The sequence below is a fragment of the Streptomyces bluensis genome, from assembly GCF_014650715.1.
Classification (GTDB): Bacteria; Actinomycetota; Actinomycetes; order Streptomycetales; family Streptomycetaceae; genus Streptomyces; species Streptomyces bluensis.
Window position 1 is genome coordinate 68,498 of sequence record NZ_BMVM01000009.1, and the last position, 21,040, is coordinate 89,537.

A 21,040-nucleotide genomic window follows, 5' to 3' on the forward strand; every position below is an offset into this window, starting at 1 on the left:
GCGTGTACTGCGGTCGTGGTAGGCCCCCGGGGGGTACGCGCAGATTGTCTCGCCCCCGCCGCCCCTACCCGTCCCATCCCCAGGGGCTCCGCCCCTTCGACCCCAACCGGGGCTCCGCCCCGGACCCCGTCCCGGGGGCCGGCCCCCGGACCCCCGCTCCTCAAACGCCGGAGGGGCTGAATGTCAGCCCGTCCGGCGCTTGAGGACGAGGCCGTTCAGGCCGACAGCGGGGGTCTGGGGGCGGCAGCCCCCAGGGATGGGACGGGTAGGGGCGGCGGGGGCGAGTGCTGCTTCACAGATGGCGGCGCCTGGTGGAGACCTGTCGTTCGTACAGCTCGCGGGCCTTGACCGCCGAAGACCGGGTCGCCGTCTCCGCCACGGGAACATCCCACCAGGCCTGGGCCGGAGGCGCGCCCGACACCGTGTCCGCCGTCTGGGTCTCCACATGGACACAGGTGGGGGTGTCGGCGGCCCGCGCCTCGATGAGGGCGGACCGCACGTCGCGCACCGTCTTCGCGCGCAGCACCCGCATGCCCAGGCTGGCCGCGTTGGCCGCGAGGTCCACGGGCAGGGGCGGGCCGGTGAACGTGCCGTCGTCGGACTGGTAACGGTACGCGGTGCCGAACCGCTCGCCGCCCACCGACTCGGAGAGGCCGCCGATGGACGCGGACCCGTGGTTCTGGATGATCAGCACCTTGATCGGGATGTTCTCCTGCACGGCCGTCACGAGCTCCGTCGGCATCATCAGGTACGTCCCGTCGCCGACCAGCGCCCACACGGGACGCCCCGGCGCGGCCATGCGTACGCCGATCGCGGCCGGGATCTCGTAGCCCATGCAGGAGTAGCCGTACTCCAGGTGGTACTGGTCCCGCGACCGTGTCCGCCACAGTTTGTGCAGGTCGCCGGGGAGGGAGCCGGCCGCGCCCACGATGATGTCCTCCTCGGTGACGATCTCGTCGAGCAGGCCGAGGACCTGGGGCTGGGTGGGCCGGACGTCGGGCTCGTCGCACTCGTAGCAGGCGTCGACGCGGTACTCCCAGCGCTGCTTGTCGTCGGTGTACTCGCTGACGTAGGAGTCGCCGGCCCGGTGGTCGTGCAGTTCGAGGGCCTGGGTGAGTTCCTCCAGGCCCGCGCGCGCGTCGGCGACGATCGGCAGCCCGGCGAGCTTGTGGGCGTCGAAGGGCGCGATGTTGAGGTTGAGGAAGCGGACGCCCTCGCCGGTGAACAGGGTGCCGGAGGCGGTGGTGAAGTCCGTGTAGCGCGTGCCCACGCCGATCACCAGGTCCGCGGTGCGGGCGAGTTCGTCGGCGGTGGCGGTGCCGGTGTGGCCGATGCCGCCCACGTCCTGCGGGTGGTCGTGGCGCAGGGAGCCCTTGCCCGCCTGGGTCGAGGCGACGGGGATGCCGGTGGCGTCGGCGAGTTCGGCGAGCGCCTCCTCGGCGCGGCTGTGGTGGACGCCGCCGCCGGCCACGATGAGCGGGCGCCGGGCCTGGCGGATCGCCGTGACCGCGGCGGCCAGTTCCCTCGTGTCGGGGGCCGGGCGGCGCACCGTCCAGGTGCGCTCGGCGAAGAACTCCTCCGGCCAGTCGTACGCCTCGGCCTGCACGTCCTGCGGAAGGGCCAGCGTCACGGCGCCGGTGTCGAGGGGGTCCGCCAGCACACGCATGGCCTGGAGCGCGGCCGGGATCAGGGCCTCGGGGCGGGTGATCCGGTCGAAGTACCTCGACACCGGACGCAGGCAGTCGTTGACGGACACATCGCCGGCGTACGGGACTTCGAGTTGCTGGAGCACGGGGTCGGCCGGGCGGGTGGCGAAGATGTCGCCGGGCAGCAGCAGGACCGGGAGGTGGTTGATCGTGGCGAGCGCGGCGCCGGTCACCAGGTTGGTCGCGCCCGGACCGATCGACGTCGTCACGGCGTGCGTGGACAGGCGGTTCGACTGACGCGCGTAGCCGACCGCCGCGTGCACCATGGCCTGTTCGTTGCGGCCCTGGTGGTACGGCATGTCGTCGCCGTACTCGACGAGCGCCTGGCCGAGCCCGGCGACGTTGCCGTGGCCGAAGACGCCCCAGGTGGCTGAGATCAGCCGCTGCCGCTCGGCGTCCCGTTCCGTGTACTGGACGGCCAGGAACCGCACCAGCGCCTGAGCGACCGTCAGCCTCGTCGTTGCGGTCGTCGAGGTCATCGGCATCCCCCTGTGTCTCTCCGTGGGCCGGATGTAAGCGGACCCACCAGCCGCAGATCCACCACCTGCGGTACGGCTCCGCCGTGCCCACGTTTCAATGGTGCGCCGCTCCCGGCCGGATCGGGCATACGGCGGGTCCCGCTGCCCGCAAGGGGATCGGGACCTCCGGCGCGGGGCCGTAGCGGGCGGGGAGTCATCGCTCGCACTTCGCTCCTGCCAAAGCAAAGCGGCCTCCCGCGCCGGAGGCGATCTGGGCCCGGACGTCGCGGGCCGCACGCGACCGCGACGCGTCTCACGCCCGGCCTCGTGCCCCAAGGTCTAGCCTCGCCCACGGACCCCTGTCAATATTTTGTCCGGACATTCGGACCATGGCTTGACGCGCGTCACCCGGGACCGCGCCCGTTCCCGTCGCCGTCGCCGTTCCCCTTGCCGTCGCCGTCGCCCTTCTCCTTGCCGTCGCCGTCGCCGTCGCCGAATTCATCACTCGTGTCACAAAGAACATCCCTCTGTCACGGATGTCGCATGCCCGCGACCGATGGGTCACGCCTCCACCACAGCCACCGCCCCTTGGCCGCTCGTTGTCGTTGACCGGTCACCAGGCATGGTGATCGCCGGCGCAGCGCCCGGCGCGCACGAGGAGGTGCCCCTGATGGCCGACCGTCACCTGTGGTCGTACAAGGAGATCGCCGCACACATCCGGGTGCGGCCCGACACCGTCCGCTCCTACCGCAAGCACGGGCTCCTGCCGCCGCCCGACCACGTGGAGGGCGGAAGACCGTACTGGTACGCCGATACCGTACGGGCCTGGGCGGCCTCCCGCCCCGGCAACCGGGGCCGCAGGACCGAGTGACGAGGCGGGCCGGGGCGGGGTCAACTCCAGGGCTCTATGACCGTCACCCCGGCACCCGGTGCCGTACCGACCGCCTTCAGCGCGGCCGGGACCGCGTCCAGGGCGATCGTGGACGTGACCAGCAGGTCGGGGCGCAGCGCGCCCGTCCGGACCAGCTCCAGCATCGGCCGGTAGGCGTGGGCGGCCATGCCGTGGCTGCCGAGGAGTTCGAGTTCGAGGGCGACGGCGCGGGCCATGGGGACCGGGGTGGTGCCGGTCGGGGACGGGAGCAGGCCGACCTGGATGTGGCGGCCCCTGCGGCGCAGACCGTTCACGGAGGCCGCGCAGGTGGTGGGTGAGCCGAGGGCGTCCAGCGAGACATGGGCGCCGCCGCCCGTGAGGTCGCGCACGGCCTCGGCGGTGTCCGGAACCCGGGAGGCGTCCACGCACTCGGCCGCACCGAACCTCCGGGCGAGCTCCAGCGCTCGGGCGGACACGTCGACGGCCACCACCCGCGCGCCCGCGGCCGCCGCGATCATCACCGCCGAGAGCCCGAGGCCGCCGCACCCGTGCACGGCCACCCACTCCCCCGGCGCGACGCGGCCCTGGGTCACCACCGCCCGGAAGGCCGTGGCGAACCGGCAGCCCAGCGCGGCCGCCGTGGCGGAGGACAACTCGTCCGGTACGGCGACGAGGTTGACGTCCGCCCGCTCCAGGGCCACGTACTCGGCGAACGACCCCCAGTGGGTGAATCCCGGCTGTGTCTGCCGCTCACACACCTGCTGCTCCCCTGCGGCGCAGGCGGGGCAGGTGCCGCAGGCGCAGACGAAGGGGACGGTGACACGGTCACCGGGGCGCCAGCGGCCCACCCGGTCCCCCGTGGCCTCCACGACTCCGGCCAGTTCGTGGCCCGGCACGTGCGGGAGCGTGATGTCCGGGTCGTGGCCCTGCCAGCCGTGCCAGTCGCTGCGGCACAGTCCCGTGGCCTCGACGCGCACCACGACCCCGTGCTCCGAAGGCACCGGGTCCGGAACCCGCCGCACCTCGGCCGGCTCCCCGAACCGCTCGAACACCACCGCACGCATACGCCCACGCCCCTCCACCCGGATCCGCCCCGACTCACCCGACTCACCCGGATGCACCCGGGAGATCACCGTCCAGGGAACGCCAACCGGTTACCGTACCCATACCCCCGAGGGGTATAGTCGACGTCACGCAAGCCACATCCGCCTCTACAAGGAGCAACGCCATGACCGCCCAGACCGACACTGCCGGCACCGCCACCACTGTCACCACCGTCTACAAGGTGAGCGGAATGAGCTGCGGGCACTGCGAGGGTTCCGTCTCCAGTGAGATCTCCGGGATCGCCGGTGTCGCTTCCGTACAGGCCGTGGCCTCCTCCGGCGAGGTCACCGTGGTCTCCGCCGCCCCGCTCGACGAGGGTGCCGTGCGCGCCGCCGTCGACGAGGCCGGTTTCGAGCTCGTGGGCAAGGCCTGAGGGTCCCGAGGGTGGGCCCGCCCGATGACCGCGGTGGCCGCGATAGGCTTTTCGTCCGCGTTCGTGGTGACCAGCGACCCGAGACTCGGGCCGTTCTCCTGAGCTGAGGTAAAAGTCCCTCTAGAGTCCGGCAACGGCCTCACATAAGCTCTTCACAAGGCTCGCGCATCATCCTTACGCTTGGACCCCGATCACCGCATTGGGGCTCTTGCGTAGATTCAGGACATATGCAAGAGACGCACATCACAGTGTTGTCAACGTAACCATCGAAGGGGTTCGTGAGTCTAAGTTGGCGATGTCAGAAGCGTCTTGGGGGGCGTGACTGACATCTGGGGATGTCTTGGGGGACGTTCCCGGAACTGCGAAGCCGGGGCACGTGCACCGGGGAGCTTTGAGCGGCCCTCCCGTCCGTACGTACCCCGGCAGATCGCACTGGAGCAGTGGATCGAGTTCTGCTCGTTCTGCTCACCAGCGATTCAGGCGCTGGCCCACCAGACGCCCGGCCGGATCCCGTGGGGGGAATCCGCACCGGGACATGGGAAGGCGCCCCGTCCGTCGGCCCGTGGGGGGACCGGCGGCGGGGCGCCTTCCGCTTTTGTTTGATCCGCTTTTCGTTTGTTCCGCTTTGGGTTTGAAGGGGCGCGGGGAACTGCGCGACCGCCCACGCCCCTCCGAGTGGAGCGCCTAGCGGGCCTCGACCGGCACGAAGTCGCGCTCGACGACGCCCGTGTAGATCTGGCGCGGGCGGCCGATACGGGAGCCCGGCTCCTTGATCATCTCGTGCCACTGGGCGATCCAGCCCGGGAGGCGGCCGAGGGCGAACAGGACCGTGAACATCTCGGTCGGGAAGCCCATGGCGCGGTAGATCAGACCGGTGTAGAAGTCCACGTTCGGGTACAGCTTGCGGGAGACGAAGTAGTCGTCCGCGAGTGCGTGCTCTTCGAGCTTGAGCGCGATGTCGAGGAGCTCGTCGGACTTGCCGAGCGCCGAGAGGACGTCGTGCGCGGCCGCCTTGATGATCTTCGCCCGGGGGTCGAAGTTCTTGTAGACGCGGTGGCCGAAGCCCATGAGCTTGACGCCGTCTTCCTTGTTCTTCACCTTGCGGATGAAGGTGTCGACGTCGCCGCCGGAGGTCTGGATGCCCTCCAGCATCTCCAGCACCGACTGGTTGGCACCGCCGTGCAGCGGGCCCCAGAGGGCGCTGATGCCGGCCGAGATCGACGCGAACATGTTCGCCTGCGACGAGCCGACCAGGCGGACCGTGGAGGTCGAACAGTTCTGCTCGTGGTCCGCGTGCAGGATCAGGAGCTTGTCGAGCGCGGAGACGACCACCGGGTCCAGCTCGTACTCCTGGGCGGGGACCGAGAAGGTCATGCGCAGGAAGTTCTCGACGTACCCGAGGTCGTTGCGCGGGTAGACGAAGGGGTGGCCGATGGACTTCTTGTACGCGTAAGCCGCGATCGTCGGAAGCTTGGCGAGCAGCCGGATCGTGGAGAGGTTGCGCTGGGTCTCGTCGAACGGGTTGTGGCTGTCCTGGTAGAACGTCGACAGGGCGCTCACCACGGACGACAGCATCGCCATGGGGTGTGCGTCGCGCGGGAAGCCCGTGTAGAAGTTCTTGACGTCCTCGTGCAGCAGGGTGTGCTGGGTGATGTCGTTCTTGAAGCTGGTCAGCTCGTCGACCGTCGGCAGCTCACCGTTGATCAGCAGGTAGGCCACCTCCAGGAAGGTGGAGCGCTCGGCCAGCTGCTCGATCGGGTAGCCGCGGTACCGGAGGATGCCCTGCTCACCGTCGAGGTAGGTGATGGCGGATTTATAGGCGGCGGTGTTGCCGTACCCGCTGTCGAGAGTCACCAGACCGGTCTGGGCGCGGAGCTTCCCGATGTCGAAGCCCTTGTCGCCGACGGTGCTGTCGATCACCGGGTAGGTGTACTCGCCGTCGCCGTACCGCAGTACTACAGAGTTGTCGCTCACGTCTTCCCTCACCGACGTAGTGCCTCACCTTCGAGGTGCCCTGACTGTCTCTACCATCCCCCAATTGGCTCAGAAGAGTGCACTCGGGGTCGACTATCGGGCTTATTGGCGGCACTCAGTGCCGCCAACTTGCTCATCCTGCCCCCTCTGCCCGACATCTGGAAGTGCTGTGTGACCTTTCCGACTCAGTTGATCGATCATTTTCACGAGGTGTCCGCGAACGGACGTCGTCCTCGCATGGGGGCAGCCCCCTTGGCGAGGGCGGAGGGGCGGCGCCCCTGGGATGGGACGGGTAGGGGCGGCGGGGACGGCCTACGCGGTTGGGGGCGGCCGGGGTGCCTCCCTCAAGCATCCAACACCCGGGGCGACAGCCGGAAGTCCAGCGCCGTGCAGCGGCGGCCCGCCGACACCGTACGGACCGCCTGGCCGATCGCCTTGCGGGAGCCGACGAGGACGACCAGCTTCTTGGCGCGCGTCACGGCCGTGTAGATCAGGTTGCGCTGGAGCATCATCCACGCGCCCGTCGTGACCGGGATGACCACCGCCGGGTACTCGCTGCCCTGCGAGCGGTGGATCGTCACCGCGTACGCGTGCGCCAGCTCGTCCAGTTCGTCGAACTCGTACGGCACCTCCTCGTCCTCGTCCGTCAGCACGGTCAGGCGCTGGTCGACCGGGTCGAGCGCGGTGACCACGCCGACGGTGCCGTTGAAGACGCCGTTCGCGCCCTTGTCGTAGTTGTTGCGGATCTGGGTGACCTTGTCGCCGACGCGGAAGACCCGGCCACCGAACCGCTTCTCGGGGAGGTCCGGGCGGGCCGGGGTGATGGCCTGCTGGAGGAGGCCGTTCAGGGTGCCCGCGCCCGCCGGGCCCCGGTGCATGGGCGCCAGGACCTGGACGTCACGGCGTGGGTCCAGCCCGAACTTCGCGGGAATCCGCCGGGCCGCCACGTCCACCGTGAGCCGGCCCGCCTCCTCCGTGTCGTCCTCCACGAAGAGGAAGAAGTCCTTCATGCCGTCGGTGACGGGATGCTGCCCGGAGTTGATCCGGTGGGCGTTCGTCACGACACCCGACTGCTGGGCCTGGCGGAAGACGCGGGTCAGGCGGACCGCCGGGATCGGGCTGCCGTCGGCCAGCAGGTCGCGCAGCACCTCACCCGCGCCCACGCTCGGCAACTGGTCCACGTCCCCGACGAAGAGGAGATGGGCGCCCGGCGGCACCGCCTTCACCAGCTTGTTGGCGAGGAGGAGGTCGAGCATCGACGCCTCGTCGACGACCACCAGGTCCGCGTCCAGGGGGCGGTCCCTGTCGTACGCCGCGTCGCCGCCGGGCTTGAGCTCCAGGAGGCGGTGGACGGTGGAGGCGTCGGCGCCCGTGAGTTCGGCGAGACGCTTGGCGGCCCTGCCCGTGGGCGCGGCCAGCACCACCTTCGCCCGCTTGGCACGGGCCAGCTCCACGATCGAGCGGACCGTGAAGGACTTGCCGCAGCCGGGGCCGCCGGTGAGGACGGCGACCTTCTCGGTGAGCGCCAGCCGGACCGCCTCCTCCTGCTCGGGGGCGAGATCGGCGCCCGTACGCCCCTTGAGCCAGGCCAGCGCCTTGTCCCAGGCCACGTCACGGAAGGCGGGCATGCGGTCCTCGTCCGTGCGGAGCAGCCTCAGCAACTGGCCGGAGAGGGAGAGTTCGGCCCGGTGGAAGGGGACCAGGTAGACCGCCGTGACCGGGTCGCCGCCGTCGGGGGCGGGGACCTTCTCCCGTACGACACCGGGCTCCCGTACGCCACCGGGGTCCCCGTCGTCCTCGGCCGGCGCCGCCAGCTCGGCCAGGCACTCGATGACCAGGCCCGTGTCCACCTGGAGCAACTTCACCGCGTCGGCGATCAGCTTCTCCTCGGGGAGGTAGCAGTGACCCTGGTCCGCGGACTGCGACAGGGCGTACTGGAGGCCGGCCTTGACGCGCTCCGGGCTGTCGTGCGGGATGCCGACGGACTGGGCGATCTTGTCGGCGGTGAGGAACCCGATGCCCCAGACGTCGGCCGCCAGGCGGTACGGCTGGTTCTTGACCACCGAGATCGAGGCGTCGCCGTACTTCTTGTAGATGCGCACCGCGATCGAGGTCGACACTTCCACGGTCTGGAGGAAGAGCATGACCTCCTTGATCGCCTTCTGCTCCTCCCAGGCGTCCGCGATCTTCTTGGTGCGCTTGGGGCCGAGGCCGGGGACCTCGATGAGCCGCTTGGGCTCCTCCTCGATGATCGTCAGGGTGTCCAGGCCGAAATGCTGGGTGATGCGGTCGGCGAAGACCGGGCCGATGCCCTTGACCAGGCCCGAGCCCAGATAGCGGCGGATGCCCTGGACGGTGGCCGGGAGCACCGTCGTGTAGTTCTCGACGGTGAACTGCTTGCCGTACTGGGGATGCGAGCCCCAGCGGCCCTCCATCCGCAGCGACTCGCCGACCTGGGCGCCGAGGAGGGCGCCGACCACCGTGAGCAGGTCGCCGGCGCCTCTGCCGGTGTCGACACGCGCGACGGTGTAGCCGTTCTCCTCGTTGGCGTACGTGATCCGCTCCAGGACACCTTCGAGTACGGCCAGGTGCCGTGCCCCGGTCGACGTCGAGTCGCCCGTGTTCACCGCGTCCCCCCGTTCCCCGCGTTCGCCGCGCTCCCCGCGTTCGCCGCGCTCCCCGCGTTCCCTGCGTTCCCCGCCTGATGGGCCATGATCCGACGCTACCGCTCGCCTCGGACGCTCGGGGCCGGGACGCCTTCGTGCGGCTCGCACCCCCAAGCCACCCTGACGCCCTTTCACCAGGTCACCGTCCCATCACGATCTGGTCTCGGGGTCCCACCCGGGTCTTGCCCCAGCCTCGTGTAATCGATTCCAATCCCTCCGTGTAATCGATTCCACGAGGAGGTGGAGCGACGATGGCGAGCATCAAGGACGTCGCCGCCGAGGCGGGAGTGTCCGCCGCTACGGTCTCGCGCGTCCTGAACGACCACCCGTCGGTCAGCCCGGAGGCACGCACGCGCGTGCTGGCCGCCGTCGAGGCCCTGGGCTACCGCCCGAACGCCGTCGCCCGCTCCCTGCGCACCGACCAGACCCACACCCTCGGCCTGGTCATCAGCGACGTGATGAACCCCTACTTCACGGAACTGGCCCGCGCCGTCGAGGAGGAGGCCCGCGCCCTCGGCTACAGCGTCATCTTCGGCAACGCCGACGAGCGGCCCGACCTCCAGGACCACCACATACGTACCCTCCGGGACCGCCGGATCGACGGGCTCCTGGTCTCCCCCGCCGACGGCGGCTCCCCGCTGATGCTGGACGCCGTGCGGGCCGGGACGCCGATGGTGTTCGTGGACCGGTGGATCGCCGGCACGGACGTGCCGGTCGTCCGGGCGGACGGGCGGGAGGCCGTACGGGACCTCGTCGCCCATCTGCACGGGCTCGGCCACCGCAGGCTCGCCATCATCACGGGCCCCGCCGCGACCACGACCGGCCGGGAACGCGTCGAGGCCTTCAGGGAGGCCCTGCGCGCGTACGACCTGGAGCTGCCCGACGACCACATAGGCCAGGGCGACTTCCAGGCCGAGAGCGGCCGGCGGGCCACCGAGCGGTTCCTGGACCTGCCCGAGCCGCCCGAGGTCGTCTTCGCCGCCGACAACCTGATGGCGCTCGGCGTGCTGGACGCCGTCCGCGCGCGTGGGCTGCGGATTCCCGAGGACATCGGGCTGGCCGCGTTCGACGACATCCCGTGGTTCGTGCACACCGATCCGCCGATCACCGCGGTCGCCCAGCCGACACGCGAGCTGGGCCGGGCCGCCGTACGCGCCCTCGTCGACCGTATCGAGGGCCGCGCCCCGAAGTCCGTCACCCTCCCCGCCCGTCTCGTCGTACGCCGCTCCTGCGGCGAGCCCGCCCCCGAAAGGAGCAAGCCGTGAGCAACCCGGACGAGGTGCCGCGCAACGAACCACAGCGCGATGAACTGCCGCGCAACGAACTGCTGCGCATCGAAGGCATACGGAAGACCTTCCCCGGCGTGGTCGCGCTCGACGGCGTCGACTTCGATCTGCGCCGCGGCGAGGTGCACGTGCTGCTCGGCGAGAACGGCGCGGGCAAGAGCACCCTCATCAAGATGCTGTCCGGCGCCTACCGCCCCGATGCCGGGCGCATCGTGGTGGGCGGCGAGGAGGTGCGCATCCATGGCGCGCAGGACTCCGAACGCCTCGGGATCGCCACGATCTACCAGGAGTTCAACCTGGTTCCCGATCTGACGGTCGCCGAGAACATCTTCCTGGGGCGGCAGCCGCGCCGCTTCGGGCTGATCGACCGGAAGAGGATGGAGGCCGACGCGGCCGCACTCCTGGAGCGCGTCGGAGTCAACGTGTCTCCACACGCGCGCGTGCGTGAACTCGGCATCGCCCGCCTCCAGATGGTCGAGATCGCGAAGGCGCTGAGCCTGAACGCCAGCGTGCTGATCATGGACGAGCCGACCGCCGTGCTCACCTCCGAGGAGGTGGACAAGCTCTTCGCGATCGTGCGCAGGCTGCGCGAGGACGGCGTCGGGATCGTCTTCATCACCCACCACCTGGAGGAGATCGCCGCCCTGGGAGACCGGGTCACGGTCATCCGGGACGGCAGGAGCGTCGGCCGGGTCCCCGCGTCCACACCCGAGGACGAGCTCGTCAGGCTCATGGTGGGCCGCTCCATCGAGGCGCAGTACCCGCGCGAACGGCCCGGCACCGGCGAGGCACTGGGCAGCGGGGCACTGGGCAGCGGGGCGCCGCACACCGAGGCACTGCTGAAGGTCGAAGGACTCACCAGGGACGGCGTCTTCCACGACGTCAGCTTCGAGGTGCGGGCCGGCGAGGTCGTCGGCGTCGCGGGCCTCGTCGGGGCCGGCCGTACGGAAGTCGTACGGGCGGTGTTCGGCGCCGACCCCTACGACAAGGGCCTCGTCAAGGTCGCGGGCGCCGAACTGCGCCGCCACGACGTGAACGCCGCCATGCGGGCCGGGATCGGGCTCGTCCCCGAGGACCGCAAGGGCCAGGGCCTCGTCCTGGACGCCTCCGTGGCGGAGAACCTGGGCCTGGTCACCCTGCGCGGCGCGACCAGGGGCGGCTTCGTCGACCTCAAGGGGCAGCACGAGGCGGCCGCCCGGATCGCCGAGCAGCTCGGTGTGCGCATGGCCGGGCTCCACCAGCATGTGCGCACCCTCTCCGGCGGCAACCAGCAGAAGGTCGTCATCGGCAAGTGGCTGCTCGCCGACACCAAGGTGCTCATCCTCGACGAGCCCACACGCGGCATCGACGTCGGCGCCAAGGTCGAGATCTACCAGCTCATCAACGAGCTGACGGCCGCCGGAGCCGCCGTCCTGATGATCTCCAGTGATCTGCCGGAGGTGCTCGGCATGAGCGACCGGGTCCTGGTGATGGCCCAGGGCCGTATCGCGGGCGAACTCCCCGCCGCCGAGGCCACCCAGGACGCGGTCATGGCCCTCGCCGTCGGCACACCCACCTCCGCATCCGAATCCGCTACTGAAAAGACCGACCAGACCGAAGTGGAGGCCCCCCGTGGCCACTGACACGCTCAAGAGCCAGGCGGGCGCGAGTGGCGCCCAGGGGCTTCGCCGCCTGCTCCTCGACAACGGCGCGCTCACCGCGCTGATCCTCCTCGTCGTCGCGATGTCGGCCCTGTCGGGCGACTTCCTGACGACGGACAACCTGCTCAACATCGGCGTCCAGGCGGCCGTGACCGCCATTCTCGCCTTCGGCGTCACCTTCGTGATCGTGTCGGCGGGCATCGACCTCTCGGTCGGCTCGGTCGCCGCCCTGTCCGCCACGGTGCTGGCATGGAGCGCGACATCTCAGGGCATACCGGTCTGGATCGCCGTGATCCTCGCGGTCGCCACGGGCATCGCCTGCGGCCTCGTCAACGGCGTCCTCGTCTCGTACGGGAAACTCCCGCCGTTCATCGCCACGCTGGCCATGCTGTCGGTGGGCCGCGGCCTGTCCCTGGTGATCTCGCAGGGCAGCCCGATCGCGTTCCCCGACTCGGTCTCGCACCTCGGTGACACGCTCGGCGGCTGGCTGCCGGTGCCCGTGCTCGTGATGATCGTCATGGGGCTGGTCACGGCCGTGATCCTGGGCCGTACGTACATCGGCCGCGCCATGTACGCGATCGGCGGCAACGAGGAGGCCGCCCGTCTGTCCGGTCTGCGCGTGAAGAAGCAGAAGCTCGTCATCTACGCGCTGTCCGGTCTCTTCGCCGCCGCCGCGGGCATCGTCCTCGCCTCCCGCCTGTCCTCCGCGCAGCCGCAGGCCGCGCAGGGCTACGAGCTGGACGCGATCGCCGCGGTCGTCATCGGCGGTGCCTCACTGGCCGGCGGTACGGGCAAGGCGTCCGGCACGCTGATCGGCGCGCTGATCCTGGCGGTGCTGCGCAACGGCCTCAACCTGCTGTCGGTGTCGGCGTTCTGGCAGCAGGTCGTCATCGGTGTCGTGATCGCGCTGGCGGTGCTGCTGGACACGCTGCGCAGGAAGGCCGGTTCGCCCGGGGCCGCGGCCGGTACGGGCGGAGTCGGAGGCTCGGTGCTCTCGGGCGGGAGGAGTCCGCTGAAGCTGGCGCTGGCGGCCGTGGTGGTCGCGGCGGTCGTGGGCGCGATGTCGTTCGTCAACAGCGGCTCGTCCTCGTCGGCGAACCAGAAGGTCGGGCTGTCCCTCTCCACCCTCAACAACCCCTTCTTCGTGCAGATCAGGAAGGGCGCGCAGGAGGAGGCCAGGAAGCTGGGCGCCGACCTGACCGTCACCGACGCGCAGAACGACGCCTCGCAGCAGGCCAACCAGCTGCAGAACTTCACCAGCGAGGGCGTCGGCTCGATCATCGTCAACCCGGTGGACTCGGACGCGGCTGGCCCCTCGGTACGTGCCGCGAACAAGGCCGCGATCCCCGTCGTCGGCGTCGACCGGGGCGTCAACAAGGCGAACACGGCCGCGCTCGTCGCCTCCGACAACGTCGAGGGCGGCAAGCTGGGCGCCAAGGCCCTGGCCGAGAAGCTGGGCGGCAAGGGAAAGATCGTGATCCTGCAAGGACTGGCCGGCACGTCCGCGAGCCGTGAGCGCGGCGCGGGCTTCGCGGAGGGCCTCAAGGCCTACCCCGGTATCGAGGTCGTGGCCCGGCAGCCCGCCGACTTCGACCGCACCAAGGGCCTCGACGTCATGACCAACCTGCTCCAGGCCCACCCGGACGTCGACGGCGTCTTCGCCGAGAACGACGAGATGGCCCTCGGCGCGATCAAGGCCCTCGGCTCCAAGGCCGGCAAGTCCGTCGCCGTCATCGGCTTCGACGGCACCCCGGACGGTCTGAAGGCGGTCAAGGACGGCGCCCTGTACGCCTCCGTCGCCCAGCAGCCGACCGAACTCGGCCGAATAGCGGTCCAGAACGCCCTCAAGGCCGCGGAGGGCGAGAAGGTCGAGAAGACGGTGAAGGTGCCGGTGAAGGTGGTCACGGCGGAGAACGTGGACGAGTTCAGCGGCTGACGGTTGACGGCTGAGGCGGCTCGCGTGCTCAGGACTCATCTGTAAAGGGAGACAGTTCATGTACGACTACGACCTCCTGGTCGTGGGATCGGCCAACGCCGACCTGGTGGTGGGTGTCGAGCGGCGGCCGGGGGCCGGCGAGACGGTGCTCGGCTCCGACCTGGCCCTCCACCCGGGCGGCAAGGGCGCCAACCAGGCGGTGGCCGCCGCCCGGCTCGGAGCCCGTACGGCCCTGCTGGCGCGGGTCGGCGACGACGCGCACGGGCGGCTGCTGCTGGACTCGCAGCGGGACGCGGGCGTCGACACCGTGGGCGTGCTGGTCGGTGGGGCGCCCACCGGGGTCGCGCTGATCACGGTGGACCCGTCCGGGGACAACAGCATCGTGGTGTCACCGGGTGCGAACGGGCGGCTGGCCCCGGAGGACATCCGTTCGGCGCTGAGCCTGCTGCACGCCTCCTCGGTGGTCTCGGCCCAGCTGGAGATCCCCCTGGAGACGGTCGTGGAGGTGGCACGGAACCTTCCGGACGGCACCCGCTTCGTCCTCAACCCGTCCCCGCCCCGCCCGCTGCCCGACGAGCTGCTCGCCGCCTGCGACCCGCTCATCGTCAACGAGCACGAGGCGCGGGTCATCGCCGGCGGCGACCTGACGGGCTCACCCGAGGACTGGGCACGGGCCCTGCTGGCGCTCGGGCCGCGGTCGGTGGTCGTGACGCTGGGCGCGGAGGGCGCGCTGGTGGCGTCCGCCGAGGGCAGCGTGCGTGTGCCGTCGGTGAAGGTGGAGGCCGTGGACACGACGGGTGCGGGGGACGCGTTCACCGCGGCGCTCGCCTGGAAGCTGGGTACGGGTGCGGAGTTGGCCGAGGCCGCCGCGTACGCGGCCCGCGTCGGCGCGGCCGCCGTCACGAAGGCGGGCGCCCAGGTGTCCTTCCCGACCGCGGAGGAGGTCGCGTCCCTGCGAGGTGAGTCCCGGTGAAGCGGACCGGAATACTGAACCGCCACCTGTCGGGCGCCCTCGCCGAACTCGGCCACGGGCACGGGGTGCTGATCTGCGACGCGGGCATGCCCATCCCCGTCGGCCCCCGCGTGGTGGACCTCGCCTTCCGGGCCGGAGTGCCGTCCTTCGCCGAGGTGCTGGACGGCCTGCTCGACGAGCTCGTGATCGAAGGCGCGACCGCCGCACACGAGGTCCGCACGGCGAACCCGGAGGCGAGCGCCCTGCTCCAGGCCCGCTTCACCGAGCTGGAGTTGGTCTCCCACGAGCAACTCAAGGCCCTGTCGGCGGACGCCCGGCTGATCGTACGGACCGGGGAGGCACGACCGTACGCGAATGTGCTGCTGAGGTGCGGGGTGTTCTTCTGACCCGTCGTCAGGGTGCTGGGAAGGCGAGGTGGACACCGTGCTCCTTCTCGGCACGGCGGAGCGACGGGACGAGGGTCTCGCGCAGCTCGCGGACGTCGTCGGTGTTCTCGGCGAGGAAGCGGGTCCGCAGGCGGAGGCGGGCGCGTTCGCGGACTGCTTCGACGGGGCGCATGCAGGTGGCGTAGGCACGGCCGAGTTCACGATCGACGCGTGGCAGGTCGGCGGGCGCAGCGGAGTTGAGGCGGGCGTCGACGCGGGAGAAGAAACCGTTCTCATCACGGGCCTGGACGCCGTGTTCGGCGAAGCAGTCGGGCAGGGTGCGCAGCGCGCGGGCCGTCACCGGGTCGCGGCGCACGGAGGCGAGCCGTCCGAACCACTGCCCCTGGAGTTCGGCGTAGGGCTCGCGCAGTGCCTTGACGGCAGCCTCGCCCTCAGCCCGGCAGCCGCGGACCGCGGCGGGCCTGCCAGGACGGGCCACGGCATGGGTCGCCTCGGGAGCGGGAACCTCGGCGCTCTGACCGAAACCGTGCCGGGCGATGAAGTCCAGGTCGGGGACATCGGAGAAGCGGATGAACGCCAGGGGAACCTGCTCGGGGAGGGCGATCCCCCGGTCACGCGCACAGGAGGCCGCGGCGGCGCGGGACACTTGCTGTCCGAAAATGTCCAGCCCCTGTGTCCAGCGGGACTCGGCACCAGTCACGGGGAAGAGCATGCGGGCCGGGTCGTCCGGCAGGGTTCGGGTGAGGCGGGCCGGGGTCGCGGGCGCGGGGGACGCGTCTGCCGTGTCCGACGAGCCGGGGGTAGGCGAGCACGCGGCGAGCAGGGCCGCGGCCATGGCCGCGGAAGTGATATGTGCCGCGCGCCGGGACATGATCTCTGGACGGCGCATCCGGACCACTCCTTTTCGTCCTCTCACGCTGACCACGCCTTTCTTCTGGGTGGCCGGGGCATGTCGGCGGACGACGGCAGCCCCGGCCGGAACACAGAGTCCGGGTCAGTGAGTGATGGTGACGGAGTCGCCGCTGTCGATGAAGCTCGCCACCGTGAAGGGGGTTCCCCCATCGACGTCCGTGCACAGCCAGTACTTGGAGTCGTTGATGCTGTGGCTTCCGTCCGCCGCGTAGACGTAGCCCTTGGCACAGGTGAACCAGGTGCCGTTGGAACGGCGGAGGCGGCCCGCGTAGTAGTCGTAGGTGGAGGTCGAGTCGTTGGAGTAGGTGAGGTTGAGGTCACCGCAACTGCTGGAGGAGGACTTGGTGCGGGTCGTGCCCACACCTTCGTAGGTCCCGGTAGTCAGGCCCTGGGCCACGCAGGCCTGCGGTGCGGCGGAGGCCGCGGGAGCGAACGCGACCAGGCAGGTCGCGGCGGAGGCGAGCGCCACGGCGCCGGCGACGACGGTCTTCTTCATGGCTTCCCCACTTGGGTCGTAGTACGGGCAGGTGCTGCCTGCCTCGTCCGGCCGTGCTTCGCTGGAAACGCTCGCAGACGTGGCCATGCTCGTTCCAGGTCCTTCGACCAGCGTTGAAAGTGCCAGCCGGAACGGCGGAGGCCGTTACTCCGGGAGGTGTTCGTGCGGCTCTTGGACCAGGACGATTCAGGGAGACGCTCTATGGGGCGGTCGGCTGGAGCTCGGCGAGCGTTGCCGGTGCGGCTGCTCCGGGCCGACGTGCGGGACGGAGTAATGACGCCCCGAGCGGAGTGAGTGTGTGCAGCACGGTGTTGTTCGAACGTCGGCTCATGACCAGGCCCGCGTCGCGCAGCACCGTGGTGTGGTGGGTGGCAGTGGCGGCGGAGACGCCCAGAGTCCGGGCCAGTTCCGACGTGGTCGCTCCCAGGGCGACTGCGTGCAGGGCCGCAGCGCGGGTTCGGCCCAGCAGGGCGGCGAGGGAGGCGTCGGGGGAACGCTGGGGCGCCGGGGGCTCGCAGCCGTTCACGGGATAGACGAGCACCGGGTGAAGGGTGTCGTCGGCCAGGGAGATCGGCCTCTGCCAGCAGAAGTAGGAGGGGACGAGGCGCAGTCCGCGTCCGGCGAGATACAGATCGCGGTCCTCCACGTAGTCGACGTGGAGGACCGGCGGCCTCCAGCGCATGGCGGGCGTCAGGCCGGCGAGCAGTCCGTCGATGCCCGTGTCCATGGCCTCGCGGCCGCGGAGGGCACGCTCGCTGGCGATGCTCGCCCAGATCCGGTCGTGGTGGGGTGCGATGACGGCGTCGTGATACGTGCGGAGCGCTTTGACGACCTCCTCGCGCGCCGACCGCTCCACCAGAGTCGGGGCCCAGTCGGGAGCACCGCAGACCCGCTTCATCGTGTTCACCTCGTGGGCGACCCGGGTGGGTGGGGTTTCGACGATCGCCTTGAGCGCCGCGGTCAGTCCATCCGCGGACTCATGTGGGGTCAGGAAGTCCGGAAAGTAGCGTGCCCGCGGAATGATCGGAACAAGCAGTCGGCGCGCCAACGCACCGAGCGGTGTACCGGCGAGGGTGTCACGGGTGGTGCGATACCAGTCGGCGTGGGCCCATCGCCCCCGTGTGGTCTGAAGCCGGTGCAGGCTGCACACGATCTCCCACAGGGGATCTGGGTTCCTGGCCAGTCGGATACGTGGGAAGTCCTCGGACGTGAAGTGGATGCGCAGCACCAAACCCCCTACGGTCGTACCGCACCGGGGAGCAGTGTGGGGCGCGGCCGCCACAGAGGGCAGCACGGCCAGCGGCAACGCATCTTGGCCCACATGCTCCGAGGGCCCCGTCCATGGACCGGGCCCTCGGCTTCCCCCTGTCAGAACCCCCGCGATCCCCCAGATCCCCCCGAGTGGTCCTGATGCCAAGTACGACCCGCCAGGTGCCGGAACGGTTGCACGGAGCCTTGGGAGTTTTTGAGCGGCAGGTCGATCTCGGCGCGTACGGTCTTGCCCGGCGGGTCTCGGTCCAGCACCTGCCAGCGGTCGGCGAGCGCGTCGACGAGGAGCAGTCCGCGTCCGGACTCGTCTAGGGGGTGCGCGGGGCGTACGTCACCGGGGGCGGGCGGGAGCCGTTCGGCTCGTGTGTCCGTCACCTCGACGCGCAGGGAGTCGGCGGCCAGAGTGAGCCGCAGCTCGAAGTCCCGGCCCGGTACGCGGCCGTGGGTCACCGCGTTGGCCGCCAGTTCGGCGACGACCGCCGCGGCCGTCTCCGAGACGTCCGAGCCGTACGGGATGCCCCAGGCCTGGAGCTGGTTGAGGGTGAGGTGACGGGCCAGTCGGGCGCCCAGTGGGGTCGAGCTGAAACGCTGGGTGAACACACGTACGGTGACCGGGCGTTGGGGGGCGGGTGGTGCTGTCATGCGGCCAATCTGGCGGCTGAGAGGGGGAATTCGCCAGGTCGACGCGGCGTACGCTGCGTGATGTACGCGGTAACTCACTGGACAGTACTCGTGACTGTGCGTAATCATGGCCGTTGTTGGGTGTGGTGCAGCGAGGCAGGTGCGTGGGAGGTGGCCGACGGTGGTCGACAGCACGGTGGGGACGGGCGGCGGGGAGCCGGAGTCGTCGGACAGTCTGCGGACGTTCGGGGCGGTGATCCAGGGGTTGCGGGAGCATGCGGGGCTGAGCCGGGAGGAGTTCGGCGACCTGGTCCGCTTCTCCAAGCACACGGTGGCCTCCGTGGAGTTGGGGAGACGCATGCCCGACGTGACGTTCGTGGAACGGGCGGACGAGGCGTTGGGGAACACGGGTGCGCTGCGGAAGGCGGCGGGGAAGCTTGTGCGACAGCCTGGGTTGGCGGCTTGGTTTCGGCAGTGGGCGCGGTTGGAGTCGGTGGCGATCAAGCTCTACACGTATGAGTGCCGCCTCGTTCCTGGGCTGTTGCAGACAGAGGCGTACGCACGGCAGTTGTTCGCCGACGAGCTGCCCCCACTGGTCGACGAACAGATCGAGGCCCAGTGGGAAGCGCGTGCAATGCGTCAGCGGCTGCTGCGAGAACGCCCACACACCGAGTTCAGCTTCATCCTCGAAGAGCAGCTCTTCCTTCGGCGCACCGGCGGGGTCGACGTCACACGGGAGCTGATCGATCACATGCTGGAACTCGCCGAGTTGCGGAACATCGAGATCCAGATCATGCCGCTGGTGCGAGAATCGCATGCTGGACTGCACGGCTCCATGCAGTTGCTGGAAACTCAGGACAACGAGTGGTTCGCTTATACAGAGGCACCCGAGAGCGGCCAGTTGATCTCTGATCGCAAGATCGTAAGTGTGCTTCAAGGGCGATATGCCAGGATGCGTTCACAGGCTCTCACCCCCGAAGACTCCGTGGGCCTGTTGCAGCGGATGCGAGGAGCGCTATGAGCACCAGCGAACTGACTTGGTTCAAGTCCAGCTACAGCAGCAGCGGTTCTGGCGACTGCGTCGAAATAGCCACCACCCCCGACACCGTCCACGTCCGCGACTCCAAGAACCCCCAAGCCCCCCACCTCACCCTCTCCCCCACCGCTTGGGCCGACTTCCTCGCCTATGCCTCGCGAAGCTGATCCGCTGAGCCAGCTCTCCCTGGAGGAGCTGCGACGCCGTACGAGCATGAAGTGGCGGACGTACCCCGAGGACGTACTGCCGCTCTGGGTGGCCGAGATGGACGTGCCGCTGGCCGAGCCGGTGGTGCGGGCGATCGGTGAGGCGGTGGCGCTCGGGGACACGGGCTATCCGGCCGGGACGGCGTACGCCGAGGCGCTGGCCGGGTTCGCCCGGGAGCGGTGGGGCTGGGACGGGCCGGCCGCGGAGCGTACGGCGATCGTGCCCGATGTGATGCTGGGCATCGTCGAGATGCTCAAGCTGGTCTCCGGCCCCGGGGACCCCGTGGTCGTCAACTCCCCTGTGTACCCGCCGTTCTACCAGTTCGTCGGCAATATGGGGCGGCCGGTCGTGGAGGCTCCGCTGGGTGTGGACGGCCGGATCGACTTCGCCGTCCTGGAGAGCGCGTTCAGGGAGGTGGCTGAGCAGGCGGACCAGCCCGTGTATCTGTTGTGCAGCCCTCACAACCCGACCGGAACCGTGCACACCGCCGACGAGCTGACGCGGGTCGCGCGGCTGGCGCGGACGTACGGGGTGCGTGTCGTGGCGGACGAGATCCACGCCCCGATCGTGGCCGCCGGCGCGTCCTTCGTGCCGTATCTGAGTGTCCCCGGCGGGGAGAGCGGCCTGTCCGTGATGTCGGCGTCCAAGGCGTGGAACCTGGCCGGACTCAAGGCCGCCCTGGCCATCGCCGGACCTGACGCTGCTGACGACCTCGCCCGGCTGCCCGAGGAGGTCGGCCACGGCCCGAGCCATGTCGGGGTGATCGCCCACACGGCAGCCCTGCGGGAGGGCGGCGACTGGCTCGACGCCGTACTGTCCGGGCTCGACGAGAACCGCCGTCTCCTGGCGGAGCTGCTGGCCGAGCACCTGCCCGCCGTCCGTTACGCCCCCGCGCAGGCCACCTACCTGGCGTGGCTGGACTGCCGGGAGCTGGGCCTCGGCGACGACCCGGCCGCGGTCTTCCTCGAACGCGGCCGTGTGGCCCTCAGCTCCGGGACGGACTTCGGGACCGGCGGCGCGGGCTTCGTCCGCCTGAACCTGGCCACCTCGCCGGAGCTGATCACGGAGGCGGTACGGCGGATGGCTGCCGCGCTCAGGGCCGCCTCCTGATCAGGAGCGCTCCTGG

18 protein-coding genes and 1 pseudogene are annotated in these 21,040 nt (G+C 70.3%); 10 read left to right on the forward strand and 9 right to left on the reverse strand.

Features of this window, described 5'->3' with window-relative positions:
* Positions 1 to 292: 292 nt before the first annotated feature.
* Together iolD and IE262_RS22215 are read right to left on the reverse strand one after the other, a co-directional pair.
* A complete protein-coding gene (gene iolD, locus IE262_RS22210) occupies positions 293 to 2,185 on the reverse strand; it encodes a 3D-(3,5/4)-trihydroxycyclohexane-1,2-dione acylhydrolase (decyclizing) (protein ID WP_189875945.1) in 1,893 nt (630 codons plus the stop codon).
* Positions 2,186 to 2,381: 196 nt separating this feature from the next.
* Positions 2,382 to 2,453, reverse strand: a pseudogene (locus IE262_RS22215) (5-deoxy-glucuronate isomerase); the annotation flags it as partial.
* A 381-nt stretch (positions 2,454 to 2,834) separates the two neighbouring features.
* Here IE262_RS22215 and IE262_RS22220 point away from each other — a divergent pair.
* On the forward strand, positions 2,835 to 3,035 hold the full coding sequence (locus IE262_RS22220; protein WP_134042849.1) for a helix-turn-helix transcriptional regulator: 201 nt from the start codon (positions 2,835 to 2,837) through the stop codon (positions 3,033 to 3,035).
* Positions 3,036 to 3,055: 20 nt separating this feature from the next.
* Here IE262_RS22220 and IE262_RS22225 read toward each other — a convergent pair whose 3' ends face one another.
* Positions 3,056 to 4,099 (reverse strand): zinc-dependent alcohol dehydrogenase family protein, encoded by a 1,044-nt coding sequence (locus tag IE262_RS22225; protein ID WP_189875947.1) that lies wholly within the window; start codon positions 4,097 to 4,099, stop codon positions 3,056 to 3,058.
* A 164-nt stretch (positions 4,100 to 4,263) separates the two neighbouring features.
* Between IE262_RS22225 and IE262_RS22230 the strand changes: the two genes are divergently transcribed.
* On the forward strand, positions 4,264 to 4,512 hold the full coding sequence (locus IE262_RS22230) for a heavy-metal-associated domain-containing protein (RefSeq protein ID WP_134042855.1): 249 nt from the start codon (positions 4,264 to 4,266) through the stop codon (positions 4,510 to 4,512).
* A gap of 684 nt (positions 4,513 to 5,196) precedes the next feature.
* On the opposite strand, the gene IE262_RS22235 is transcribed toward IE262_RS22230, so the two are convergent.
* Together IE262_RS22235 and recD2 are read right to left on the reverse strand one after the other, a co-directional pair.
* Positions 5,197 to 6,486, reverse strand: a complete 1,290-nt coding sequence (locus IE262_RS22235) for a citrate synthase (protein ID WP_134042858.1) — start codon at positions 6,484 to 6,486, stop codon at positions 5,197 to 5,199.
* 344 nt (positions 6,487 to 6,830) lie between these two features.
* Positions 6,831 to 9,113 carry an SF1B family DNA helicase RecD2 gene (recD2, locus tag IE262_RS22240; RefSeq protein WP_134042861.1) on the reverse strand — a complete coding sequence of 761 codons (2,283 nt, stop codon included), beginning with the start codon at positions 9,111 to 9,113 and terminating at the stop codon, positions 6,831 to 6,833.
* Positions 9,114 to 9,403: 290 nt separating this feature from the next.
* Here recD2 and IE262_RS22245 point away from each other — a divergent pair, with 290 nt between their 5' ends.
* Genes IE262_RS22245 through rbsD form a run of 5 tightly spaced genes read left to right on the forward strand, consistent with a single transcriptional unit; the run spans position 9,404 to position 15,373 of the window.
* Complete coding sequence (locus tag IE262_RS22245) at positions 9,404 to 10,417, forward strand: LacI family DNA-binding transcriptional regulator (RefSeq protein WP_189875949.1); 1,014 nt, start codon at positions 9,404 to 9,406, stop codon at positions 10,415 to 10,417.
* Positions 10,414 to 12,060, forward strand: a complete 1,647-nt coding sequence (locus tag IE262_RS22250) for a sugar ABC transporter ATP-binding protein (protein WP_229877389.1) — start codon at positions 10,414 to 10,416, stop codon at positions 12,058 to 12,060. The genes IE262_RS22245 and IE262_RS22250 overlap by 4 nt, the downstream gene beginning before the upstream one ends.
* Positions 12,050 to 14,014, forward strand: a complete 1,965-nt coding sequence (locus IE262_RS22255; protein WP_189875950.1) for an ABC transporter permease/substrate-binding protein — start codon at positions 12,050 to 12,052, stop codon at positions 14,012 to 14,014. Before IE262_RS22250 ends, IE262_RS22255 begins: the two co-directional genes overlap by 11 nt.
* A 58-nt stretch (positions 14,015 to 14,072) precedes the next feature.
* Positions 14,073 to 14,987, forward strand: a complete 915-nt coding sequence (locus tag IE262_RS22260) for a ribokinase (protein WP_134042870.1) — start codon at positions 14,073 to 14,075, stop codon at positions 14,985 to 14,987.
* Positions 14,984 to 15,373: a D-ribose pyranase gene (gene rbsD / locus IE262_RS22265; protein WP_134042873.1), complete on the forward strand. Its 390-nt coding sequence runs from the start codon at positions 14,984 to 14,986 to the stop codon at positions 15,371 to 15,373. Before IE262_RS22260 ends, rbsD begins: the two co-directional genes overlap by 4 nt.
* Positions 15,374 to 15,380: 7 nt before the next feature.
* Here rbsD and IE262_RS22270 read toward each other — a convergent pair whose 3' ends face one another.
* The 4 genes from IE262_RS22270 to IE262_RS22285 form a co-directional block, all read right to left on the reverse strand.
* Positions 15,381 to 16,262: a hypothetical protein gene (locus IE262_RS22270; protein WP_229877390.1), complete on the reverse strand. Its 882-nt coding sequence runs from the start codon at positions 16,260 to 16,262 to the stop codon at positions 15,381 to 15,383.
* A gap of 105 nt (positions 16,263 to 16,367) precedes the next feature.
* Positions 16,368 to 16,868, reverse strand: coding sequence for a hypothetical protein (locus IE262_RS22275; RefSeq protein ID WP_229877391.1), 501 nt, complete (start codon positions 16,866 to 16,868; stop codon positions 16,368 to 16,370).
* 112 nt (positions 16,869 to 16,980) lie between these two features.
* Entirely contained in the window at positions 16,981 to 18,009 is a 1,029-nt protein-coding gene (locus IE262_RS22280) for an ArsR/SmtB family transcription factor (protein ID WP_189876230.1), read from the reverse strand.
* A 140-nt stretch (positions 18,010 to 18,149) separates the two neighbouring features.
* Positions 18,150 to 18,692: an ATP-binding protein gene (locus tag IE262_RS22285; protein WP_189875952.1), complete on the reverse strand. Its 543-nt coding sequence runs from the start codon at positions 18,690 to 18,692 to the stop codon at positions 18,150 to 18,152.
* Positions 18,693 to 18,852: 160 nt separating this feature from the next.
* Between IE262_RS22285 and IE262_RS22290 the strand changes: the two genes are divergently transcribed.
* The 3 genes from IE262_RS22290 to IE262_RS22300 are packed head-to-tail and all read left to right on the forward strand — an operon-like array spanning position 18,853 to position 21,024.
* Complete coding sequence (locus IE262_RS22290; RefSeq protein ID WP_229877392.1) at positions 18,853 to 19,692, forward strand: helix-turn-helix domain-containing protein; 840 nt, start codon at positions 18,853 to 18,855, stop codon at positions 19,690 to 19,692.
* Complete coding sequence (locus IE262_RS22295; RefSeq protein WP_189875956.1) at positions 19,689 to 19,874, forward strand: DUF397 domain-containing protein; 186 nt, start codon at positions 19,689 to 19,691, stop codon at positions 19,872 to 19,874. Before IE262_RS22290 ends, IE262_RS22295 begins: the two co-directional genes overlap by 4 nt.
* Positions 19,858 to 21,024 carry a MalY/PatB family protein gene (locus IE262_RS22300; RefSeq protein ID WP_189875958.1) on the forward strand — a complete coding sequence of 389 codons (1,167 nt, stop codon included), beginning with the start codon at positions 19,858 to 19,860 and terminating at the stop codon, positions 21,022 to 21,024. The genes IE262_RS22295 and IE262_RS22300 overlap by 17 nt, the downstream gene beginning before the upstream one ends.
* Positions 21,025 to 21,040 lie beyond the last annotated feature (16 nt).

Bases quoted from the DNA above. Each gene is read 5' to 3' on its own strand.
- iolD (WP_189875945.1), bottom strand. From the start codon at position 2,185: ATGACCTCGACGACCGCAACGACGAGGCTGACGGTCGCTCAGGCGCTG.
- IE262_RS22220 (WP_134042849.1), top strand. From the start codon at position 2,835: ATGGCCGACCGTCACCTGTGGTCGTACAAGGAGATCGCCGCACACATC.
- IE262_RS22225 (WP_189875947.1), bottom strand. From the start codon at position 4,099: ATGCGTGCGGTGGTGTTCGAGCGGTTCGGGGAGCCGGCCGAGGTGCGG.
- IE262_RS22230 (WP_134042855.1), top strand. From the start codon at position 4,264: ATGACCGCCCAGACCGACACTGCCGGCACCGCCACCACTGTCACCACC.
- IE262_RS22245 (WP_189875949.1), top strand. From the start codon at position 9,404: ATGGCGAGCATCAAGGACGTCGCCGCCGAGGCGGGAGTGTCCGCCGCT.
- IE262_RS22260 (WP_134042870.1), top strand. From the start codon at position 14,073: ATGTACGACTACGACCTCCTGGTCGTGGGATCGGCCAACGCCGACCTG.
- IE262_RS22270 (WP_229877390.1), bottom strand. From the start codon at position 16,262: ATGCGCCGTCCAGAGATCATGTCCCGGCGCGCGGCACATATCACTTCC.
- IE262_RS22275 (WP_229877391.1), bottom strand. From the start codon at position 16,868: ATGGCCACGTCTGCGAGCGTTTCCAGCGAAGCACGGCCGGACGAGGCA.
- IE262_RS22285 (WP_189875952.1), bottom strand. From the start codon at position 18,692: ATGACAGCACCACCCGCCCCCCAACGCCCGGTCACCGTACGTGTGTTC.
- IE262_RS22295 (WP_189875956.1), top strand. From the start codon at position 19,689: ATGAGCACCAGCGAACTGACTTGGTTCAAGTCCAGCTACAGCAGCAGC.
- IE262_RS22300 (WP_189875958.1), top strand. From the start codon at position 19,858: ATGCCTCGCGAAGCTGATCCGCTGAGCCAGCTCTCCCTGGAGGAGCTG.